The sequence below is a fragment of the Myroides sp. genome (genome assembly GCF_032073645.1).
GTDB classification, from domain to species: domain Bacteria; phylum Bacteroidota; class Bacteroidia; order Flavobacteriales; family Flavobacteriaceae; genus Flavobacterium; species Flavobacterium odoratimimum.
Map to the genome: position 1 here is coordinate 112026 of NZ_DAMANB010000010.1, position 20048 is coordinate 132073.

General features: G+C 34.8%; 17 protein-coding genes. 16 read left to right on the forward strand and 1 reads right to left on the reverse strand.

Features of this window, described 5'->3' with window-relative positions; genetic code table 11:
• The first annotated feature begins 47 nt into the window (after positions 1-47).
• The 16 genes from ruvA (at position 48) to tsaB (ending at position 19216) form a co-directional block, all read left to right on the forward strand.
• Positions 48-629, forward strand: a complete 582-nt coding sequence (gene ruvA / locus RT228_RS09415) for a Holliday junction branch migration protein RuvA (RefSeq protein WP_313138611.1) — start codon at positions 48-50, stop codon at positions 627-629.
• 3 nt (positions 630-632) lie between these two features.
• Positions 633-8132 carry a cell surface protein SprA gene (sprA, locus tag RT228_RS09420; RefSeq protein WP_313138612.1) on the forward strand — a complete coding sequence of 2500 codons (7500 nt, stop codon included), beginning with the start codon at positions 633-635 and terminating at the stop codon, positions 8130-8132.
• Between the two features lie 57 nt (positions 8133-8189).
• Complete coding sequence (gene gcvH, locus RT228_RS09425) at positions 8190-8570, forward strand: glycine cleavage system protein GcvH (RefSeq protein ID WP_006257352.1); 381 nt, start codon at positions 8190-8192, stop codon at positions 8568-8570.
• Complete coding sequence (locus RT228_RS09430) at positions 8560-8940, forward strand: VanZ family protein (protein WP_006257351.1); 381 nt, start codon at positions 8560-8562, stop codon at positions 8938-8940. Before gcvH ends, RT228_RS09430 begins: the two co-directional genes overlap by 11 nt.
• A 57-nt stretch (positions 8941-8997) precedes the next feature.
• Positions 8998-9744 (forward strand): deoxyribose-phosphate aldolase, encoded by a 747-nt coding sequence (deoC, locus tag RT228_RS09435; protein WP_006257350.1) that lies wholly within the window; start codon positions 8998-9000, stop codon positions 9742-9744.
• A gap of 956 nt (positions 9745-10700) precedes the next feature.
• A complete protein-coding gene (cyoE, locus tag RT228_RS09440; RefSeq protein WP_006262807.1) occupies positions 10701-11615 on the forward strand; it encodes a heme o synthase in 915 nt (304 codons plus the stop codon).
• 6 nt (positions 11616-11621) lie between these two features.
• Positions 11622-12203 carry a heme-copper oxidase subunit III gene (locus RT228_RS09445; RefSeq protein ID WP_006257348.1) on the forward strand — a complete coding sequence of 194 codons (582 nt, stop codon included), beginning with the start codon at positions 11622-11624 and terminating at the stop codon, positions 12201-12203.
• Positions 12204-12247: 44 nt separating this feature from the next.
• The gene (locus tag RT228_RS09450; RefSeq protein WP_006257347.1) at positions 12248-13228 is read left to right on the forward strand and encodes a cytochrome c oxidase subunit 3; all 981 of its coding nucleotides are present in this window, start codon (positions 12248-12250) and stop codon (positions 13226-13228) included.
• 18 nt (positions 13229-13246) lie between these two features.
• Complete coding sequence (locus tag RT228_RS09455; protein ID WP_006257346.1) at positions 13247-13603, forward strand: cytochrome C oxidase subunit IV family protein; 357 nt, start codon at positions 13247-13249, stop codon at positions 13601-13603.
• Positions 13604-13719: 116 nt separating this feature from the next.
• Positions 13720-14340 carry a hypothetical protein gene (locus tag RT228_RS09460; RefSeq protein ID WP_006262808.1) on the forward strand — a complete coding sequence of 207 codons (621 nt, stop codon included), beginning with the start codon at positions 13720-13722 and terminating at the stop codon, positions 14338-14340.
• 1 nt (position 14341) lies between these two features.
• The gene (locus RT228_RS09465; protein WP_006266309.1) at positions 14342-14965 is read left to right on the forward strand and encodes an SCO family protein; all 624 of its coding nucleotides are present in this window, start codon (positions 14342-14344) and stop codon (positions 14963-14965) included.
• A gap of 10 nt (positions 14966-14975) precedes the next feature.
• Complete coding sequence (locus RT228_RS09470; RefSeq protein ID WP_025125382.1) at positions 14976-15515, forward strand: DUF420 domain-containing protein; 540 nt, start codon at positions 14976-14978, stop codon at positions 15513-15515.
• A 12-nt stretch (positions 15516-15527) separates the two neighbouring features.
• Positions 15528-15761 (forward strand): hypothetical protein, encoded by a 234-nt coding sequence (locus RT228_RS09475; RefSeq protein ID WP_006257342.1) that lies wholly within the window; start codon positions 15528-15530, stop codon positions 15759-15761.
• 146 nt (positions 15762-15907) lie between these two features.
• Entirely contained in the window at positions 15908-17287 is a 1380-nt protein-coding gene (locus RT228_RS09480; RefSeq protein ID WP_232234352.1) for a TolC family protein, read from the forward strand.
• A gap of 4 nt (positions 17288-17291) precedes the next feature.
• Positions 17292-18542: an efflux RND transporter periplasmic adaptor subunit gene (locus RT228_RS09485; RefSeq protein WP_058699271.1), complete on the forward strand. Its 1251-nt coding sequence runs from the start codon at positions 17292-17294 to the stop codon at positions 18540-18542.
• A 2-nt stretch (positions 18543-18544) separates the two neighbouring features.
• A complete protein-coding gene (tsaB, locus tag RT228_RS09490; RefSeq protein WP_058699272.1) occupies positions 18545-19216 on the forward strand; it encodes a tRNA (adenosine(37)-N6)-threonylcarbamoyltransferase complex dimerization subunit type 1 TsaB in 672 nt (223 codons plus the stop codon).
• Positions 19217-19280: 64 nt separating this feature from the next.
• On the opposite strand, the gene RT228_RS09495 is transcribed toward tsaB, so the two are convergent.
• Positions 19281-20048, reverse strand: a complete 768-nt coding sequence (locus RT228_RS09495; protein ID WP_006257338.1) for a mechanosensitive ion channel family protein — start codon at positions 20046-20048, stop codon at positions 19281-19283.

The window sequence follows — 20048 nt, forward strand, 5'->3', positions numbered from 1 at the left end:
AATAGTTAATATTTATTGTTATTTTTGAAGTAAAATTCGATATAATAATGATAGCACATATTCAAGGATGCCTAGTAGAAAAAACAGCCACAGAAGTGGTAATAGATTGCGGGGGAGTAGGATATCTTATCCATATTTCCCTGCATACTTTTTCTCAAATTGGTTCCTCAGAAAATTTGAGATTATATACTTACCTACAAATAAAAGAAGACGGACATACTCTGTTCGGTTTTATAGATAAAATAGAACGTGAATTATTTAAACTATTGATATCAGTATCTGGTATTGGTGGTAATACTGCGCGTAATATGCTTTCATCTATTGCTCCTAAAGAGCTTTTACAAGCCATTGCTTCTGCTGATGTAAAAACGATCCAATCTGTAAAAGGGATTGGGGCTAAAACTGCTCAGCGTGTTATACTTGACTTACAAGAAAAGGTAATAAAATTGTATAATATTGATGAAGTTTCTCCTGTTATTAACAATACAAATGCAGATGAAGCGTTATCAGCTTTAGAGGTATTAGGTTTTGTACGTAAATCAGCTGAGAAAGTTGTTGATAAGATTATGAAGCAAACACCTGATGCATCTGTTGAATTCATCATTAAGCAAGCTTTAAAAAACTTATAAATTTTGAGGGGGCAATTTCCTATATCAAAGTCAATTTTTTTTTGGCTAGTTGTTCTTTTTTTGAGCGTACATGGTATGTATGCTCAAGATCCAGATGAACAAGTAGCTGATAGTTTACAAACTCAATATGATATTGGGAAAATTGTCATACCTGATCCTAATCTTATTAAGGAAGCATATTCCTATGATCCTTTAACGGATAGTTACTACTTTACTAAAACCTTTGACGGATTTAATGTTAATTATCCTCTTGTATTAACTCGTAAAGAGTTTGAAGAGCTTATTATGCGTGCAGAGTTGCGTAAGTATTTTCAGCAGCGATTTAATGTAATGCATGGACGTGAGGAGAACGAAGAGATCAAGCGTGATATGTTACCGCGTTATTATGTGAATTCGAAGTTGTTCAGTACTATTTTTGGATCGAATACTATTGATGTTAAACCTACAGGATCTGTAGAGTTTGATATGGGAGTTCGTTATAGTAAACAAGATAACCCTGTAGTATCTACGCGTAATCGTAAGAATATGGCGTTTGATTTTAATCAACGCATTAGTATGGGATTACAAGGAATGGTAGGTACTAGACTAGCTGTGAATATTAATTATGATACCCAGGCTACTTTTGACTTCCAGAATATGATGAAATTATCTTTCGCACCAGACGAAGATGATATCGTACGTAAAGTAGAAGTAGGTAATGTAAGTATGCCTATTAGTGGTTCGCTAGTTAGAGGAGCACAGAGTTTATTTGGGGTAAAGACAGAATTACAATTCGGTAGAACCACTATTACAGGAGTATTCTCAGAGCAGAAGTCTCAGACGACTTCTATTCGTGCTGACGGTGCAGGAACATTAGAAGAGTTCGAATTAGATGCGTTAGATTATGATGAGGATAGACACTTCTTTTTATCTCATTATTTTAGAAATAACTATGATGAGGCTTTAGAGAAATATCCTTTTATAAAAAGTAGAGTAAGAATTACCCGTGTAGAAGTATGGATAACGAATCGATATGGACGCGTTAATCAAACAGGTAATAATGCACGTAATATTATAGCTATACAGGATTTAGGAGAAGGACAGAATAAATTAGGAAGACCTAATGCAGATGTTGTTTCTAAGCCTGAGCCTGATTTCTTTACTATCAATGGAGTGCCTAATGCATATCCTGATAATGCGAATAACCAATATGACCCAGGAAACATTGGGGGTAATTATTTAAATTCCTCTATTCGATTAAACACATCAGGTGCAAGTGGATTTAATGTATCTGTACAAGAAGGACGAGATTTTGTACGTTTAGAGGGAGCACGTAAGTTAAGTGCCAATGAGTTTACATTCCATCCTCAGTTAGGATACATATCATTACAACAAAAACTTTCTAATGATGAAGTTCTTGCTGTAGCGTTCCAGTACTCTATTGGAGATAAGATATATCAAGTGGGAGAGTTTGGTACAGACGGAGGTATGACGGTATTGCCTCCTGGTGTAGATGAGGCAAACCCAGATGTGCCACAGAGTCAATCGCTTATTCTGAAGCTATTAAAAAGTAATTTTACTTTAGTAGGGCAGCCAGTATGGAAACTGATGATGAAGAATATCTATCAGATTCCGAATGCGATGTATATCTCACAAGATAAGTTTAGATTCAATATTCTTTATACAGATCCGAGTCCACTGAATTATATTAGTTCTGTGGATGGGAAGCCATTGCCTCCAGATGTAGAGCGCACACCATTATTAAAAGTATTCCATTTAGACCGATTGAATTATACGAATGACCCTCAGCAAGGAGGAGATGGTTTCTTTGACTTTTTGCCTAATGGAGGAATGCAAAACACGTTTGATCCTACTAATGCAGGTAATATGAATAATGGTTATGGTAATAATAACAATGGTGGCTATGGTGGTAATGGAGGATATGGCGGTAATAATGGAGGCTTTGGAAACAATGGTGGTTTTGGAAATAACGGCGGATACGGGAATAATGGAGGGTATGGCAACAGTGGAGGATACGGAAATAATAATAACCAATACAACAGCAATACATTTGATGGGATTACGATAGACCCAATGTATGGTCGTATTATTTTTACGACTGTTGAGCCTTTTGGAGAGCACTTATTTAAAAAGCTTTCGGCTAATCAGTTAAGTGAAGATTATAACGAATCTAGTTCATATAATAAAAACCAATCAAAGTATGTCTTTAGAAGTATGTATCGTACTACTAAAGCAGAAGCTCTACGAAGCCAAAATGAGAAGAATAAATTCCAGTTAAAAGGGAAATTCTCTAGTTCAATGGGAGAAGGTATTCCTATTGGATCATTTAATGTCGCTCCAGGATCAGTTATTGTAAGAGCAGCAGGTAGGGTATTAGTAGAAGGAGTAGATTATACAGTAGATTACAGTAGAGGTCGAGTGATGATATTAGATCCAGGACTACAAGCATCTAATACACCGATCGAAGTTTCTGTAGAGAATAATACGATGTTTGGTCAGCAGACTAAGCGTTTCTTCGGAATGCACGTAGAACATAAGTTTAGCAAAGACTTTATATTAGGAGGTACATTCTTACAGATGTCAGAACGTCCATTTACTCATAAATCGAGTTATGGTCAAGAAGCTGTGAATAATACAATCTGGGGATTGAATGCACAGTATTCTACTGAAGTACCTTTCTTAACTAGAATGGTTAATAAGTTACCTAATATAGATACAGATGTAGAATCTAGAGTTTCGTTTAGAGGAGAATTTGCTTATTTAAAACCAGGTTCCTCTAAATTAGATCAGATGAATGGTGAAGCGACTTCTTACATTGATGATTTTGAAGGAATGCAATCTATTATTGATGTTAAGTCCCCTCTTTCATGGAAGTTATCGAGTGTGCCAGTAGGATTCCATGGGCTGAATGAAATGGATAGTGATGTAGATAAGGACATTGTTACATTACCAGCATATTCTTTAGAGGATGGGTATAGAAGATCTAAGATGTCATGGTATTCTATTGACCCAACGTTTTATGTAGGGAGCAAACCAGATGGGGTAAGTGAGTACGATTTATCATCTAATAGAACACGTAGGATTTATAGTGAGGAGCTATTCCCTGACAAAGATATTGCTTATGGAGAGAGTCGAGTGATTAATACACTAGACTTGACTTATTATCCAGAGGAGAGAGGACCTTATAACTTTAATAGAAGTTATCTAACGAACCCTCGCTCTTTAACACCTAGAAAAAACTGGGCAGGTATTATGCGTGGTTTAACGACTACCAACTTTGAACAAGCGAATATTGAGTTTGTAGAGTTTTGGGTAATGGATCCTTATGTAGGAAAGAGTGGTGATGCATTGACTGTTCAGAATACAGGAGAGCTTAGATTAAACTTAGGTTTTATCTCTGAAGATATTTTAAGAGATGGACATAAGCAGTATGAGAACGGACTACCTGATACAGGAGCTAATGCTGTTACAACAATTAATACTGTTTGGGGGAAAGTACCTTCAGCTCCTTCACTAGTTTATGCCTTTGATAATAATGCTGAGAACAGAAGATTACAAGACGTAGGTTTAGATGGTTTAAATGACGAAGAAGAAAGAGCTTTCTTTAAAGATTTTGCAGGATTTAGCGATCCAGCAGCAGATAACTTTGTACATTATTTAGATGCTCAAGGTGGAATATTAGAGCGTTATAGAGATTATAATGGTTTAGAGAATAATAGCCCAGCAGGCGGTGGGAGAGCAGGTAATAATCAACCTGATGCAGAAGATATCGATGGGGATAATACCATGAATACTATTGATGCATACTTTGAGTATAAGGTAAAAGTGAAGCCTAATACTATAGTAGGTGATAAATATGTTACAGATGTCAGAGAAACTAAAGTACAGTTACCTGATGGATCTGTATCTGATGTAAGATGGATTCAGTACAAAATTCCAATTGACACAAAAGGGAAAAAAGTAGGAGCTATAGAAGATACGAGATCAATGAAGTTTATGAGAATGTATCTTACAGGTTTTGAGAAACAAGTAACGCTTCGATTTGGAACTTTAAACTTGGTTCGATCGGATTGGAAGCGATATGATAGAAACCTTATAGAAGATAATTCAGGAACTAATGATGAGAAATACTCTAATACAGGAATAGATGTGTCTTCTGTGAATTTAACAGATAATTATGATCGTAAACCTATTCCTTATGTAACTCCTCCTGGAGTAAGAAGAGAGCAGGTTTATATGAATAATACATTGATTAATCAGAATGAACAATCACTTTCATTAAAAATATATCCAAAAGATTTAAATACTTATCCTTCAGGTTTACTTTCGAATGATGCTAGAGGAGTATTTAAGATCTTTAATGTAGACATGCGTCAGTATAAAAAACTGAGAATGTTTATCCATGGAGAGTCTTTAGAAGGTGGTACATCGAGACGTTTACAAGATTATGAGATGGCAGCATTCATCCGTATAGGTAGTGATGTTATTGAGAACTTCTATGAAGTAGAGATACCATTAAAAATAACAAATGGTGGAGAAACTAACCCTGATGCGATTTGGCCGGAAGAGAATGAACTAAATCTTCCTATAGACTTACTTGCAAAGTTAAAAGTGATGAAGATGGGAGAAGTATCTCGTCCTGGTTTTGACAGTTCTAAGATATTTTATGTAAATGAAGAGGAGTTAAATCCAAGTGCTGGAGATAAGCCTAATAAAGTAAGACTAGGGATAAAAGGAAATCCAAACTTTGGAAAAGTAAGGATGATGATGATAGGGATACGTAATATCTCGCCAGGAGCAGAAGCCTTATCAGGAGAGTTTTGGTTCGATGAATTACGTATGTCAGACATGGATAATAAAGGAGGATGGGCAGCTACAGGTACTATTGATGCTAATATAGCTGACTTTGCCAATATCTCTTTGACTGGAATGAAGTCTACTATTGGTTTTGGAGGATTAGAACAAGGGCCTCATGACCGCAGTCGTGAAGATAGAAAGTCGTATAGTGTTATGACCAATGTAAACTTAGGACAACTGTTACCTAAACGTTGGGGAATCACACTGCCATTTAATTATGCTATCAGTGAAGAATTTATTACACCTGAATACGATCCGATGAATCCTGATTTAAAGCTTAGTTATATCAAGTCTGGAGCGAAGACATCAGCTGAGGCAGAAGAGGCGGAGAAGAGAGCGATGGACTATACGAAGCGTAAGAGTATAAACTTTATCGGTGTTAATAAGCAGAGAGGACCAGAACAAAAGAATCGTATCTATGATATAGAGAATATCACAGTATCTCACTCATATAATGAGGTGAGACACCACGATTTTGAAATAGAGTCAATGTTAGAACAACAAGTGAGATCATCACTTGATTATACTTATGCTTTCGAAACGAAGTCTGTAGAGCCTTTTAAAAACATAGGTTTTATGAAAGGGCAATATTGGGGACTATTGAGAGACTTTAACTTTAATTATCTACCGACTAATATATCGTTTAGTTCTAATATTATGCGTCAGTATAATAGACAAGAGTTTAGACTAATAGATGTAGAAGGGATAGGTTTAGATCCATTGTATAGAAGAAACTATTTCTTCAATTATAACTTTGGATTCAATTTTGACTTGACTAAATCTCTTCGTCTAAGTTATATCGGAGGTAGTAATAATATCGTTCGAAACTATTATGACAGTGTAAATGGAATCGTAGATAATACGAATACAATATGGGATGATTACTTTAATATTGGTGAGCCTAATCAGTTTACACAGCAGTTAACAGTGAATTATGAATTGCCTTTTAGTAAGATTCCAGTATTGTCTTTTATCCGTTCTAACTATGCTTATACAGGTAGTTTTAACTGGCAACGTGCATCAGACGCTTATTCTAATATTGACATAGACGGTATTAATTATTCTTTGGGGAACACGATTCAGAATGCGAGAACACAACGTCTGAATACAACTTTAGGTATGGAGACTTTGTATCGTTATTTAGGATTAGTGAAAAGCTCTGATCGCAGAAGAACGCCTTCTAAAGCGAAAAAAGCAACTATCGTTCCTGGACAGAAAGTAGTACAAGCGAAAGAAGATAGTAAGAAAAAAGACAAGAAGGAGAAAGGAGAGCCATCTGCATTTGGTACTGCTACGAAAGATTTATTAATAGGAGTATTAACATCAGTAAAAAATATTCAGATTAATTATTCTGAGAATAGTGGTACGATGTTACCAGGCTTCTTACCTACTGTAGGTTTCTTTGGTACGTCTAAACCTGATTTAGGGTTCGTATTCGGTAACCAAGCAGATATTAGATATGATGCTGCTCGCAAAGGGTATTTAACAGACTACCCAGAGATGAATCAACCTTATACTACGATTAGTAATAAGACACTTAATCTGAATGCTTCAATATCTTTAATACCTGACTTGACTATAGATCTTTATGCAGAGCGTATGAAGTCTGATAACTATTCAGAACAATTCGTGGTAGAGAACAATGAGTATATAGGACAAGCACCTTATAGTTATGGAAACTTCAGTATGTCTACGGTGATGTTAAGTACAGCTTTCTCTAGTAGTGATTTAATGAGTTCAGCTACTTTTGACAGAATGTTGGATAATCGTATTATCGTAGCAAATAGATTAGCTGTAGAGCGTGGTATTGATATTACCAATCCTGCCAACTTAGATAGAGAAGGATTCCCTATCGGGTATAGTAAAGGAAGTCAGTCTGTATTATTACCATCTTTTGTGGCGGCGTATACAGGTAAAGATGCGAATAAGGTTTCGACAGGTTTGTTTAAAGGAATGCCTTTGCCTAACTGGAACTTGAAGTACAGAGGACTGATGAGAATAGGATGGTTTAAAGATAATTTCAAGAACTTCTCTATTAACCATGGATATAGAGCCTCTTATACATTGGGGTCTTACAGTTATAATACGGAGTATTACAAAGCTCCGAATGAAGTAAATAAATATGGTAATTACCCTAGTGAATATGTTGTAAACAATGCTACATTATTTGAGCAGTTTAATCCTTTAATCCGTTTTGAAGTGGAGACAAAATCTTCGATCAGAATGTCTTTAGAGATGAGAAAAGATAGAATGCTATCGTTGAGCTTTGACAATAATTTATTGACAGAGACGAATGGGAATGACTTTGTATTAGGATTGGGGTACCGTGTCAAAGACGTAGGGTTTAACTCGATGTATGCTAACAATGGAATGGGAGGAAGAATCGCTAGTGATATTAATATTAAGGCAGACTTCACATTGACGAAGAGAGAGACGGTAGTGCGCTATCTAGACTATGGAAATAGCCAGACTGGTGGAGGACAAAATATGTGGTCGTTGAAATTGTCAGCAGACTATATGTTGAGTAAGAACCTTACAGCGCTCTTCTTCTATGACCATTCATTCTCTAAAGCCGTTATTTCGACTATGTATCCAATCACGAATATTCGAGCAGGTTTTACAATGCGATATAATTTTGGAAATTAACGGATATTGGTTCCACATTATGTAATAATATTATACATTTGCTAAAAACTTATTATAATGAATATACCAGCTAATTTAAAGTACACTAAAGATCACGAGTGGGTAGCTATCGAAGGAGATGTTGCTACAATTGGAATTACTGACTTCGCTCAGAGAGAACTTGGAGATATCGTTTATGTAGAAGTTGAGACATTGGATCAAACTTTAGATAGAGATGAAGTTTTCGGAACTGTAGAAGCAGTAAAAACCGTTTCTGACTTATTCTTACCATTGTCAGGAGAGGTGATCGAGTTTAACGAAGGCTTAGATACAGAGCCAGAGTTAGTGAATACTGATCCTTACGGAGCAGGATGGATGATTAAAGTAAAAGTGTCTAATATGGATGAAGTATCATCTTTATTATCAGATGCACAATATAAAGAATTGATTGGGGCGTAAAACTTTTTTTGTATTAGGAATACTATGGACAGGTCTTGTATTAGCAGGTTGCCTGTTGGATAGTGATACTATTGCAAAAGCACCAAGATTTGATATCCCATATAAAGACAAAGTAGCACATTTTACTTTTTATTTTGTATTTTCCATAATTTGGTTTGTATATTTAGTGAAAAGTAAGCCAAATAGGTCTAGAATTTGGGTAAGTATTCTTATCTTTACTATTGCTAGTTTAATGGGAGGCACTGTAGAGTTATTACAGTATTACTTCACTTCTTCTCGAAGTGCAGAATGGGCTGACGAATTAGCAAACTGTCTAGGTAGTTTATTTGGGGTATTACTATGTTTGACTCTTTTTAGAAGAAAGAAATAAGATTTAAAAATGACCCCATCATGGGGTCATTTTTTTTGTTTTAAATATATTTAGATTATGAGAGACTTAAGGGAATTTATGGATTCTACTTATTTAAAATTAGCTGATCAAGCTGGTTTAACTGAAGTAGAAAATAATCAGGTAGTAGCTGATTTAATTCAAGAAGCAATTGATGAGAAATTTAAATTAGCAATGATTCGCCCTGACCAAGTAAAGATGGGACGAAAAATGGTGGATGCTGCTAACTCAAAGGTGGCGATCGGTACAGTTATAGATTTTCCAGAAGGGAACCGCGGTCTAGAGGCGAAGTTAGCTGAAGCTAAACAAGCCATTGCTGATGGGGTGGATGAGATTGACTATGTAGTTGATTATACTGCTTTCCAAAAAGGAGAAGTAGAACAAGTAAAAAAAGAAGTAGCAGAGTGTACGAAGCTAGGTCTTGATGCTGGAAAAGTAGTGAAGTGGATTATAGAGACTGCTGCTTTGACAGATAATCAAATTGTGCAGTTAACAGCATTGATTAAAAATGTGGTGTTATCGAAGTTCAATGAGAAAGATTATGAGAAAGTGTTTGTGAAATCTTCAACAGGATTTTATAAAACAGAAGGTGGTAAACCGAATGGTGCTACACTAGAAGCAATGATTTTAATGTTAGAGAACGCTGGGCCTCTACCTGTAAAAGCTTCTGGAGGAGTACGTGATAAAGACTTCGCGATCAAATTAATTGATTTAGGAGTGAAACGTCTAGGAACTTCTTCTGCTAAGATCATTGTTGACGGATCAGGTACAGTAGATAATTACTAAGATTACATTTTAGTTCTATATGAGAGCATCTAAACTAGATGCTCTTTTTTTGTGCCTTGTTGTGAGATGCTTTTTTGCGGTTTTAAGGAGTTTTATCACAAGTATTAGATAAGTGCATTGAATGTTTAGATAAGCTTTTAAACTTATTGTTTTTAATTAGAAATAGCGAAGAGGGTTATAATATCGTATATGCATAAGGAATCATTATGGGTACGATGAGATGGTTATGGAATAATGATAGGGTAGTGATAGCATTAAAACTAGCCAAAAATATGCGAGCAGTATGGCAACACTATGCGACCACTATGCGATAACTGCCGATTAGAAAGGTTTAAGATGTTGTAAATAAGTAGATTATTGTTTTTTTTGTAATGCTGTTTATTTAAGCCTGTTTTTGAATTGATAATAAAGCTGCATAGCGTATTAATGTTGGAATGAATAGCGTTGTATTTTTTCTAAAAAGGTGTTTTGTTATCAGGATTACTTTGATAAGATGGTTGCATTCTATTTTATTGTTGTTGAATAACTATAATGCCTTGTAGAATTTTTATTTCTAAGTCAGAAAGTAGATAACATTGGATGTGTTTTATGGCTTTGTTTTTTGAAGAGGATTATCCTTGTGTTTCTATATTTTAGTGTTGGAATTTAGAAAAAGAGAAGAATACAAGTTGTATTATTTTGGTTGTGAATTGCATTAAATTGACTTAGTAGCTATTGGTATAAGTGTAAGAATTGTTAAAAAACATATTTAATTCGTTTTGATAGTCATAGCAATCTTAGTTGTTTGTGATTATCATCAATGTTTCTTTTGTGAAAGTGCTGATTTATTTGAATGTTTTTTTTTTAGAACACTAAAGACTGAGGATATTTAAAAAAAGGTTATATTAAAGGCTGTCACGTTTGTTTTTAGGTATTGTTTTAAAAATTGAACTATATTTGCACATCATTAAAAACAAATGAAAACAGCTTTGAATTTATCGTCTGAAAAAAATACGTCAACTTCTGTGTTGACGGAGTTTAAAGAAATGACTAAAATGGGGTTGGCACTCAGCGTAGTTTTTTCTACCATAGCTGGTTACTTTTTAGCTATACCCGATTTAGGAAGTATTGACATTCTTACAGTAGCAGCTCTTGCAATAGGAGGGTACTGTATGGTGGGTGCTTCTAATGTATTTAATCAAATTATAGAGAGAGAGCTAGATGCGAAGATGACTCGTACTATGAATCGTCCTATCGCGTCTGGAAGAGTTAAGCCTAGTGCAGCTTTTATTTTAGCTTGTACGCTTACAGTATTAGGTATTGCTATCCTTTATGTAGTGAATCCTAAGACGGCTATGTTCGGTGCTATCTCTATCTTTTTGTACACGAGTGTATATACACCGTTAAAGACTATTACCCCTCTATCAGTTTTCGTAGGAGCTTTCCCAGGTGCTATTCCTTTCATGTTAGGATGGGTAGCGGCTACTAATAACTTTGGTATAGAGGCAGGAACATTATTTATTATTCAGTTTTTTTGGCAGTTCCCACACTTCTGGGCTATAGGATGGTTCTTATACGATGACTATAAAAAAGGAGGATTCTCTATGTTACCTACAGGAGAGAAGGATTCTAAGACTGCAACACAGATCATCTTATACACGATTTGGTTAATCATTGCATCTGTATTCCCTGCATTTGGAGTTACAGGTAGATTATACCTAACACCTGTATCAGCTGTGCTAGTGTTATTAGCAGGATTATGGATGTTATGGGCAGGAATAAAACTGTATAAGAAAAGAACAGATAAGGCAGCACGTTCACTGATGTTAGTGAGTGTGACGTATATTTCGCTAATACAGATAATCTATATACTTGATAAAATTTTAAGATAACAATAAATGGATATAACAGCTCAAGAACAATACGAAAGAAAAGGAAAGGCATTAAAGGTGATGATGCTTTTCGGGATAGGTAGTATTATGATGGTCTTCGCTGGTCTAACGAGTGCTTATGTAGTAAGTAAGTCACGTCCAGACTGGTTAGCAGAGTTTCAATTGCCAAATTCTTTTTTATATAGTACATTAGCAATCGCAATAAGTAGCGTTACTATGCACTTAGCATATAAGGCTATAAAACAAAATGATCGCAATAAAACAACTACTTATCTAGTTTCTACTTTGATATTAGGATTGTTATTCGTTTTTTTGCAGTTCAAAGGCTTTAATGAGGTAATATCTATGGGATATTTCTTCACTGGGAGTGAGAGTACGATTACGACATCATTTTTATATGTGATCGTAATAGTGCACATCGCTCACTTAGCTGGAGGGGTTTTATCACTATTGTATGTAATTTATAATCATTTTAAACAAAAGTATAATTCACAGCAATATATTGGAATTGAATTGTGTGCATGGTTTTGGCACTTTTTGGATTTATTGTGGATTTATTTGTTTTTATTTTTTACATTCTTTAAATAAAAAAAATAAACTAAATTTGAAAACTTTATAACTAACAACATTTTATGGGAGCGACAGTTACTACAGCAGCTACTAAAGAAACTACTTGGGGTGGAGGAAATGAGCCTCTTAAAGTAAGCTATGGTAAAATGATGATGTGGTATTTCATATTATCAGATTCATTAACTTTTTGTGGATTCCTTGTAGGATACGGGTTTACTCGTTACAAATTCATGGATACTTGGCCGATTGCGGACGAAGTATTTAATCACTTTCCATTTTTACACGGTGTAGATGCGCCGATGTTCTATGTGGCATTGATGACTTTTATTTTAATTTTCTCTTCAGTTACTATGGTATTAGCTGTAGATGCTGGACATCAAATGAAAAAGAATAAAGTAGCAGTGTACATGTTCTTAACGATCATAGGAGGTTTAGTATTCTTAGGATCACAAGCATGGGAGTGGAAAAACTTTATTAACGGAACTTACGGAGCAGTAGAGACTCGTGGAGGATCTATCTTACAGTTCGTAGGAGAAGATGGTAAACAGATTGCATTAGGTGATTTTGCAAAAGTAGATCCAAACAGAGATGAGGCTACTTTAACAAGAGCTAAAGCTACTTGGTTTGTAAAAGGAGAGAATGCACCTACATATTCTTTAGCAGAAGTAAAAGCAGGTTTTGAAGCTAATCCTAACGTAAGAATTAGAACTCAATTAACTACAGATGCTAAGCACAAAGAAATTTTAACTAGAGAGCAATCAGTTAAACGTTTAGAAGATGCTGTATTAGTAGTAGAAGGAGCTAACTTAATCCGCAATGAGTACGGACATAAAGTATTTGCAGATTTCTTCTTCTTCATTACTGGATTCCACGGATTCCACGTATTTACAGGGATTTTAATTAATGTAGTAATTTTCTTCAACGTATTATTAGGAACTTACCAAAGAAGAGGTTCTTACGAAATGGTTGAAAAAGGAGGATTATACTGGCACTTTGTGGATTTAGTATGGGTGTTCGTATTTACATTCTTCTATTTAGTTTAATTTTAAAAATAAAGTAAAATGGCAGCAGAAGGAGCACATCATTCAAATACAAAGAGAATATGGACAGTATTCGTAATCATGTCTGTAGTTACTCTAGTAGAGGTTATCTTAGGTATTATTAAACCAGAATCTCTACATCACGTACATATTTTTGGATTGAGTTTATTGAACTATATCTTCATTATCTTAACGATTGTTAAGGCATACTACATTATGTGGGCGTTTATGCACTTAGAACAAGAGAAATCGGCATTCAGATGGTCTGTAGCTGGAGTTCTTACTTTCTTATGTGTGTATTTAATCACTTTAGTATTGACAGAAGGTAATTACATCTTCGATGTATTCCAAAACTCACAATATAAGTGGATATTTTAATAACATATTATTATATATTTTAAAGGCGGTTTATTGACCGCCTTTTTTTATTTTTGTTAGTTAGTCAACATTGTGTAAAAATGAAAAAATATTTAATTCTAACGTTGCTGTTTGTGATGCCTATTTGTGCATACTTATTCTTTGCAACAGGTGTTAATCAATTTAAGCGTTTGCCTATAATTACTGAAGGTGTTCAGGATTTTCCGAAAGGAACTTCGTCCTTGGAGAAGATGCCTTCTTTAGATGGTAAGATTACCGTATTAGGTTTCCCAGGAGCGCATTTGTTCCGTGATCGTGGAGATGCCTTTAATTTAAATCAGAAGATATATAAGCGATATAAAGATTTTGAAGATTTTCAGTTGGTGATGGTATTGCCTTATGGAAGTGAGGAAGCCGCTCAGAAGGTAGTGGATGAGTTAAGCCCGATCTCTGATATGTCTAATTGGAATTATCTATTCTTAAAACCTGAAGAGATACAAGAGTTCTTTAATTCATTGGGTCTTGTTGGTAAGTTAGATAGTGACTTAGCTAGTAGCAATGTATATCTAGTGGATAAAGACCGAAATGTACGTGGACGTAAAGGAGAGAATAAAATAGGGAATTATGAGTATAAGGAAGGTTACTCAACAATATCAGCAGCAGAGTTAAATAATGATATGATGGATGATGTAAAAGTGCTTTTAGCTGAGTATCGATTAGCATTAAAAAAATATAAACGAATTAATACAAACGAATAATATGAAAGACAAGTCGTATATCTGGATCTCACTTATTATTTTAATATTTGGAATTTGGGCTGTGCCTAAGATTATTAAAAAGTTTGAGAAAGCTGATTTAGAAATTATAGGTACTGCACCTAAGTTCGAATTAGTGGATCACAATAATAAAACGATTACAAATGACAATTATAAAGGTAAAGTATATTTAGTAGAGTTCTTCTTTGCTAACTGTCCTACTATCTGTCCTATTATGAATGCGAATATGTTGAAAATACAAGATACATTCTATGGAAAATTAGATTTTGGTATTGCTTCTATTACGATAGACCCTACTCGTGATACTGTAGAGGCTCTACATGCTCATGCAGAAGGATTAGGAGTGAAGAATCCATATTGGCATATGATGACGGGAGATGCTAAGTATATTTATGATTTAGCGAAGAAGTTTAATTTATACACAGGAGTTAACCCTGATGCACCAGGTGGTTTTGAACATTCAGGTTTATTTGCCCTGATAGATAAGGAAGGGAATATTCGTTCTCGTAAAGATGAGCATGGTAATCCTGTAGTTTATTACGATGGGACCAGTGATGAAGGTGTTGCTTGGTTAAAGGAGGATATAAAAGCATTATTAGAAGAATAATATTATTAAAATGGAAAACAATATTGAACAAAAGTACAATAAGTGGATATGGATACTTTCTATCGCAATACCTGTGGTAGTAGCTATCCTATTTGGAGTTAATCTACAGAAACTAGGATATGATGTAAAACCGTTATCATTTTTACCTCCAATCTACGCTACTATTAATGGACTTACCGCTGTATTATTAGTATGGGCAGTAATGGCTATTAAAAAAGGAAATAAGCAATTACACGAGCGTTTAATCAAATTGTGTATTGCATGTTCAGTAGCTTTTTTAGCGATGTATGTGGCTTATCACATGACTTCTATTGAGACGAAGTTTGGAGGAGAGGGAATTATACGTCCTATCTATTTCTTTATTTTGATTACCCATATTTTATTGTCTATTATCATTATTCCTTTTGTATTGTTCACATTTGTACGTGGTATATCAGGGTCTTATGAGAGACATAAGAAGTTAGCTCGTATTACTTACCCTATGTGGTTGTATGTAGCTGTGACAGGAGTTATCGTTTACTTGATGATTTCGCCTTATTATATTAACTAATACAATTAAGTAATGATGAAAAAGTTAGTTTGGGGTCTACTGTTTTCTGTATTTTTCTTTTCGGGTGAGGCATTTGCTCAGTGTGCGATGTGTCGAGCTACATTAGAGACAGAAGACGGAGGAGTGAAAGCAGAAGCTGTAAACGACGGAATAGTGTACCTAATGATATTTCCGTATTTGCTTGTTGCTTTTGCTATGTATTTTAGTTATAGAGTATATAAAAACAAAAAAAGTACAAAATCATAACAGAAAACCGCTAATAGTAGCGGTTTTTTTTATTACTTTATACTTGAGTTATAATTTATTATTAATTTCAGAAGAGTATATCGAATATGGTTAATCGCTACTTTCTAAAAGGTACTTGTATAGTACTGTGTTTATATTGTTCTTTTGTGAAAGGACAAGAACGTACTCTATGGTCATTAGAGAAGTGTATTGACTATGCAATAGAGAATAATATTCGTATTAAGCAGTATGAGTTAGATGAACAAAGCGCAGAGATTAATAAGGATATCGCGATCGGCAGTTTTATGCCTAATGTCAATCTAACTGGAAGCCATTCGTGGACTATTGCAGATCAGCCAGATCAGTTTACGGGTATGGTAGATAGTAAGACTATTCAAGCGACAAATTTAGGTCTGGGTATGAAAGTAGATTTATACGGAGGACTGAAGAAACAGAATATGTTGGTCAAGGCTAGATTATCACATCTAGCTTCTCAGTATAAGTTGCAAAAGATGAAGGAGGATATTGCGTTGAATGTGATTAATTCTTATTTGCAGATTTTGTTTAATAAAGAATTGGTAAAGACGAATCAAACGCAATTAGAATATGACAAGAGTCAGCAGGAGCGTACGCAAGAGTTAGTGAATGAAGGTGTTGTACCAGCAGGTGATTTGTTAGAAGCCAAAGCGACTGTGGCTATAGATACACAGCGATTAATTATTTCACAGAATGAACTAGTGATGGCTCGTTTAAACTTAGCTCAATTGCTTCAAATCAAGTCCTATGAATCTTTTGATATTGTAGATACGGACTATGAAGTGTCAGAGTCAAGTATGCTTAGCTATAGCCCTCAAGATATTACTAATAGAGCTACTGAAGTATTGACAGATATCAAAACAGCAGAAACGAATGTGCTGATGGCAGAAAAAGATGTAAGTATAGCTAAGTCTGCTTATAGCCCTACTCTACAAGCATTTTATAATCTAGGTACGAATATGAATTACCAAGATCGATTAGTAGGAAATCGCTTATTAGAATCTACTTCTGAAGTAGGGTATGTAGAAGGATCTAATCAGCGTGTATTGCGACAGAATAGTATGGCTGTATACGGTGGTCCTAATTCTTTTTTCAATCAGTTTAGTGATAACTTTAATTCGAATTTTGGTTTAAGTCTAACGATACCTATTTTTAATGGTTTCTCTACTCGAAATAGTATCAAATTAAAAAAACTTACGCTACAACAGATAGAGAATGAAAGAGAGGTAATTGCACTGAATTTAGAGCAGCTCGTGTTTAAGGCTTATACAGATACGGAGAGTGCTTATCAGAAGTATGAGGCTAGTAATGCAAGTCTTGAAGCAAGGAAGCTGTCTCTAGAGTACTCAAAGGAGCGTTATTCTGTTGGCTTAATTAATATCTTTGAATTAAATCAAAATCAGACTTTATTTGTGACGGCACAGTCAGATTTATTAAAGTCTAAATATGAATACATTTTTAAAACCAAGATACTAGAGTATTATTTTGGTATCCCACTTTTTAAACATTAGAGAGATGAAGAAAAAATACATCATAGTAGTTGGTATCCTTATAGTAGCTGTCTTACTTATTGGAAAGTTTGTCTTTGGTAAAGAAGAAGATCGTACTAAAGTAGAAACGATAGAATTAGAAAAGACGAATATTATCGAGACTGTATCAGGTACAGGAAAGATACAACCCGAAATAGAGATTAAAATATCTTCAGAAGTATCTGGAGAAATCATAAATTTGCCAATCAAAGAAGGACAGGTCGTTAATAAGGGAGATCTATTAGTAGTAATTAATCCAGACTTATATACTTCTGCTATGGAGAGAGTGGAGGCGATGTTAGCGACGAGTAAAGCTGGATTATCACAAGCAGAAGCTCAGTTAAAAGAGGCTAAGTCTAATTATGACCGAAATAGTAGGCTGTATGACAAGGGAGTGATTTCGCGCTCTGAATGGGATCTAGTAGTGCGAACGTATGAAGTGGCTAAAGCAGCTCAGTCTTCTGCTTATTATAATGTAGAGAGTTCTAGGGCTGCTTTAGCAGAATCAAAGGCAAATCTTCTTCGAACTACAATATATGCTCCAGCTTATGGTACAATCTCTAGAGTGAATGTAGAATTAGGAGAGCGAGTATTAGGTACACAGCAGATGGCAGGTACAGAGATCTTAAGAGTCGCTAATCTTAGTGGTATGGAGGTGGAAGTCGATATTAATGAAAATGATATCGTAAAAGTGAAATTAGGGGATGAGACAAGAATCAGTGTCGATGCATATCTAAAAAAAGAGTTTAGAGGTGTAGTTACTAGTATTTCTAATTCTGCTTCTAATCAGACAGTATCAGCTGATCAGGTAACGACTTTTAAAGTAAAGATTAAAATCTTAGCAGAATCATATGAAGACTTGGTGAAAAAGGAGATAGAGAATTACTCTCCATTTAGACCAGGTATGACTGCAGCTGTAGATATTATTACTGATGTTAAGAATGATATTTATGCGGTACCTATTAGTGCTGTGGTAATGAAAACACCTACTGATACTGTTATGAATAAAACAGAAGGAAAGAAGATATTCGATAAAGAGCTTATGAGAGAAGCTATATTCGTTAATGATGGCGGTACAGCAAAGCTTAAATTTGTGAAAACTGGAATAAAAGACGACTCGAATATTCAAATAATAGAAGGGCTTCATGCTGAGGATGTGATTATTACAGGACCATATTCGACTGTAAGTAGAATCCTTCAACATGGAGATAAAGTAGAAGTAGAAAGTAAAAAATAATAATGATAACGATTTTATCTATTGAGACAGCTACTAAGAACTGTTCTGTCTCATTATCAGTGACTGGTGAAGTAATAGCGTGTAAGGAGATAGCAGAAGAGAATTTCTCTCATGCTGAGAAGCTACACGTTTTTGTAGAAGAAATATTAAAAGAGAATAACAAGACTTTAAAAGATCTTTCGGCTATAGCGATTAGTCAAGGACCTGGGTCATATACAGGCTTGCGCATAGGAGTATCTTCAGTGAAGGGACTTTGTTATGGATTGTCGATTCCTTTAATAGCATTAGACACTTTAGAGATATTAGCAAGACAGGTGGAGGTGACAGAAGGACTGATCGTACCAATGCTAGATGCTAAACGTATGGAAGTGTTCTCCGCAGTCTTTGATAAAGAGTATAATAAATTAAGTGAAATAGAGGCAATCGTTATTGATGAAAACTCTTTTAATCAATATAAAGGAACAAAATTACATCTGATAGGGGATGGAGCAATGAAGTGTAAGGAAACATTAGGTACAGAAGGTTTTATGTACTATCCTGAGATTACATATCCTTCTGCAAGTGAAATGGGAGTGATGGCTTATGATAAGTATGTGAAAGAAGAGTTTGTGGATGTGGCTTACTTTGAGCCTTTCTATCTTAAAGACTTTGTTCTCATTCAAAAGAAGAAATAAATAATAATAAATAAGGGCTGCTAATCTATAAATTAGCAGCCCTTATTTATTGAATAATTATCTATTATAGCGCATCACTAATTTCTCTCGCTTTTAAGAGTACATAAGATGTAGCAACGGTAAAGTTATCATTCTCTACCCATATCTGTACGGTGTACGTAATCTTAGTATCTAATAACTCTCTGATTAATATTCTAGGTCTTGGTTGTGAAAGTACTTTGTCATAGGAATCTAGTTCCTCTTGTAGTTTTTCTATAAAGACTGTTGTGTTTTTAAGTAGAGTTGTTTGCACTGCTATTTCAGCTCTTCTAAGGTTGTTCTGTGTAATATTTTTAATCTTACCATTAGATAGTACTCCGTTAGGGATATACACTATATTGTTCTGATAAGTTAGTACCTGAGTGGAGAAGATATGTATGGTTAGTACTTTACCTGTTTCTCCCTGTGCCTCTATAATATCTCCTATTCTAAATGGTTTAAATAGAATAATTAATACACCTCCAGCGAAGTTACTCAATGATCCTTGTAATGAAAGACCAATGGCTAAACTCATTGCACCAATAATGGCTACAAAAGAACTAGTTTGTATACCAAGCTTTGAGGCGATGATAACAAATAAGAGTATTCGCATTCCCCAGATTAATACATCTAGAATAAAGCTAGAGAAAGTAGGGTCTATATTCTTTTTTAAGAATATTCTTTTTGCTAATCTCTGTAAGAAGCGAATAACCCATAGACCTATACCTAAGATGATAAGTGAAGTCACTATCTCAGGTATATATGTAATAATATCTTCAATGTATCTAGATAATAAAGTATCTAATTTTTGCAT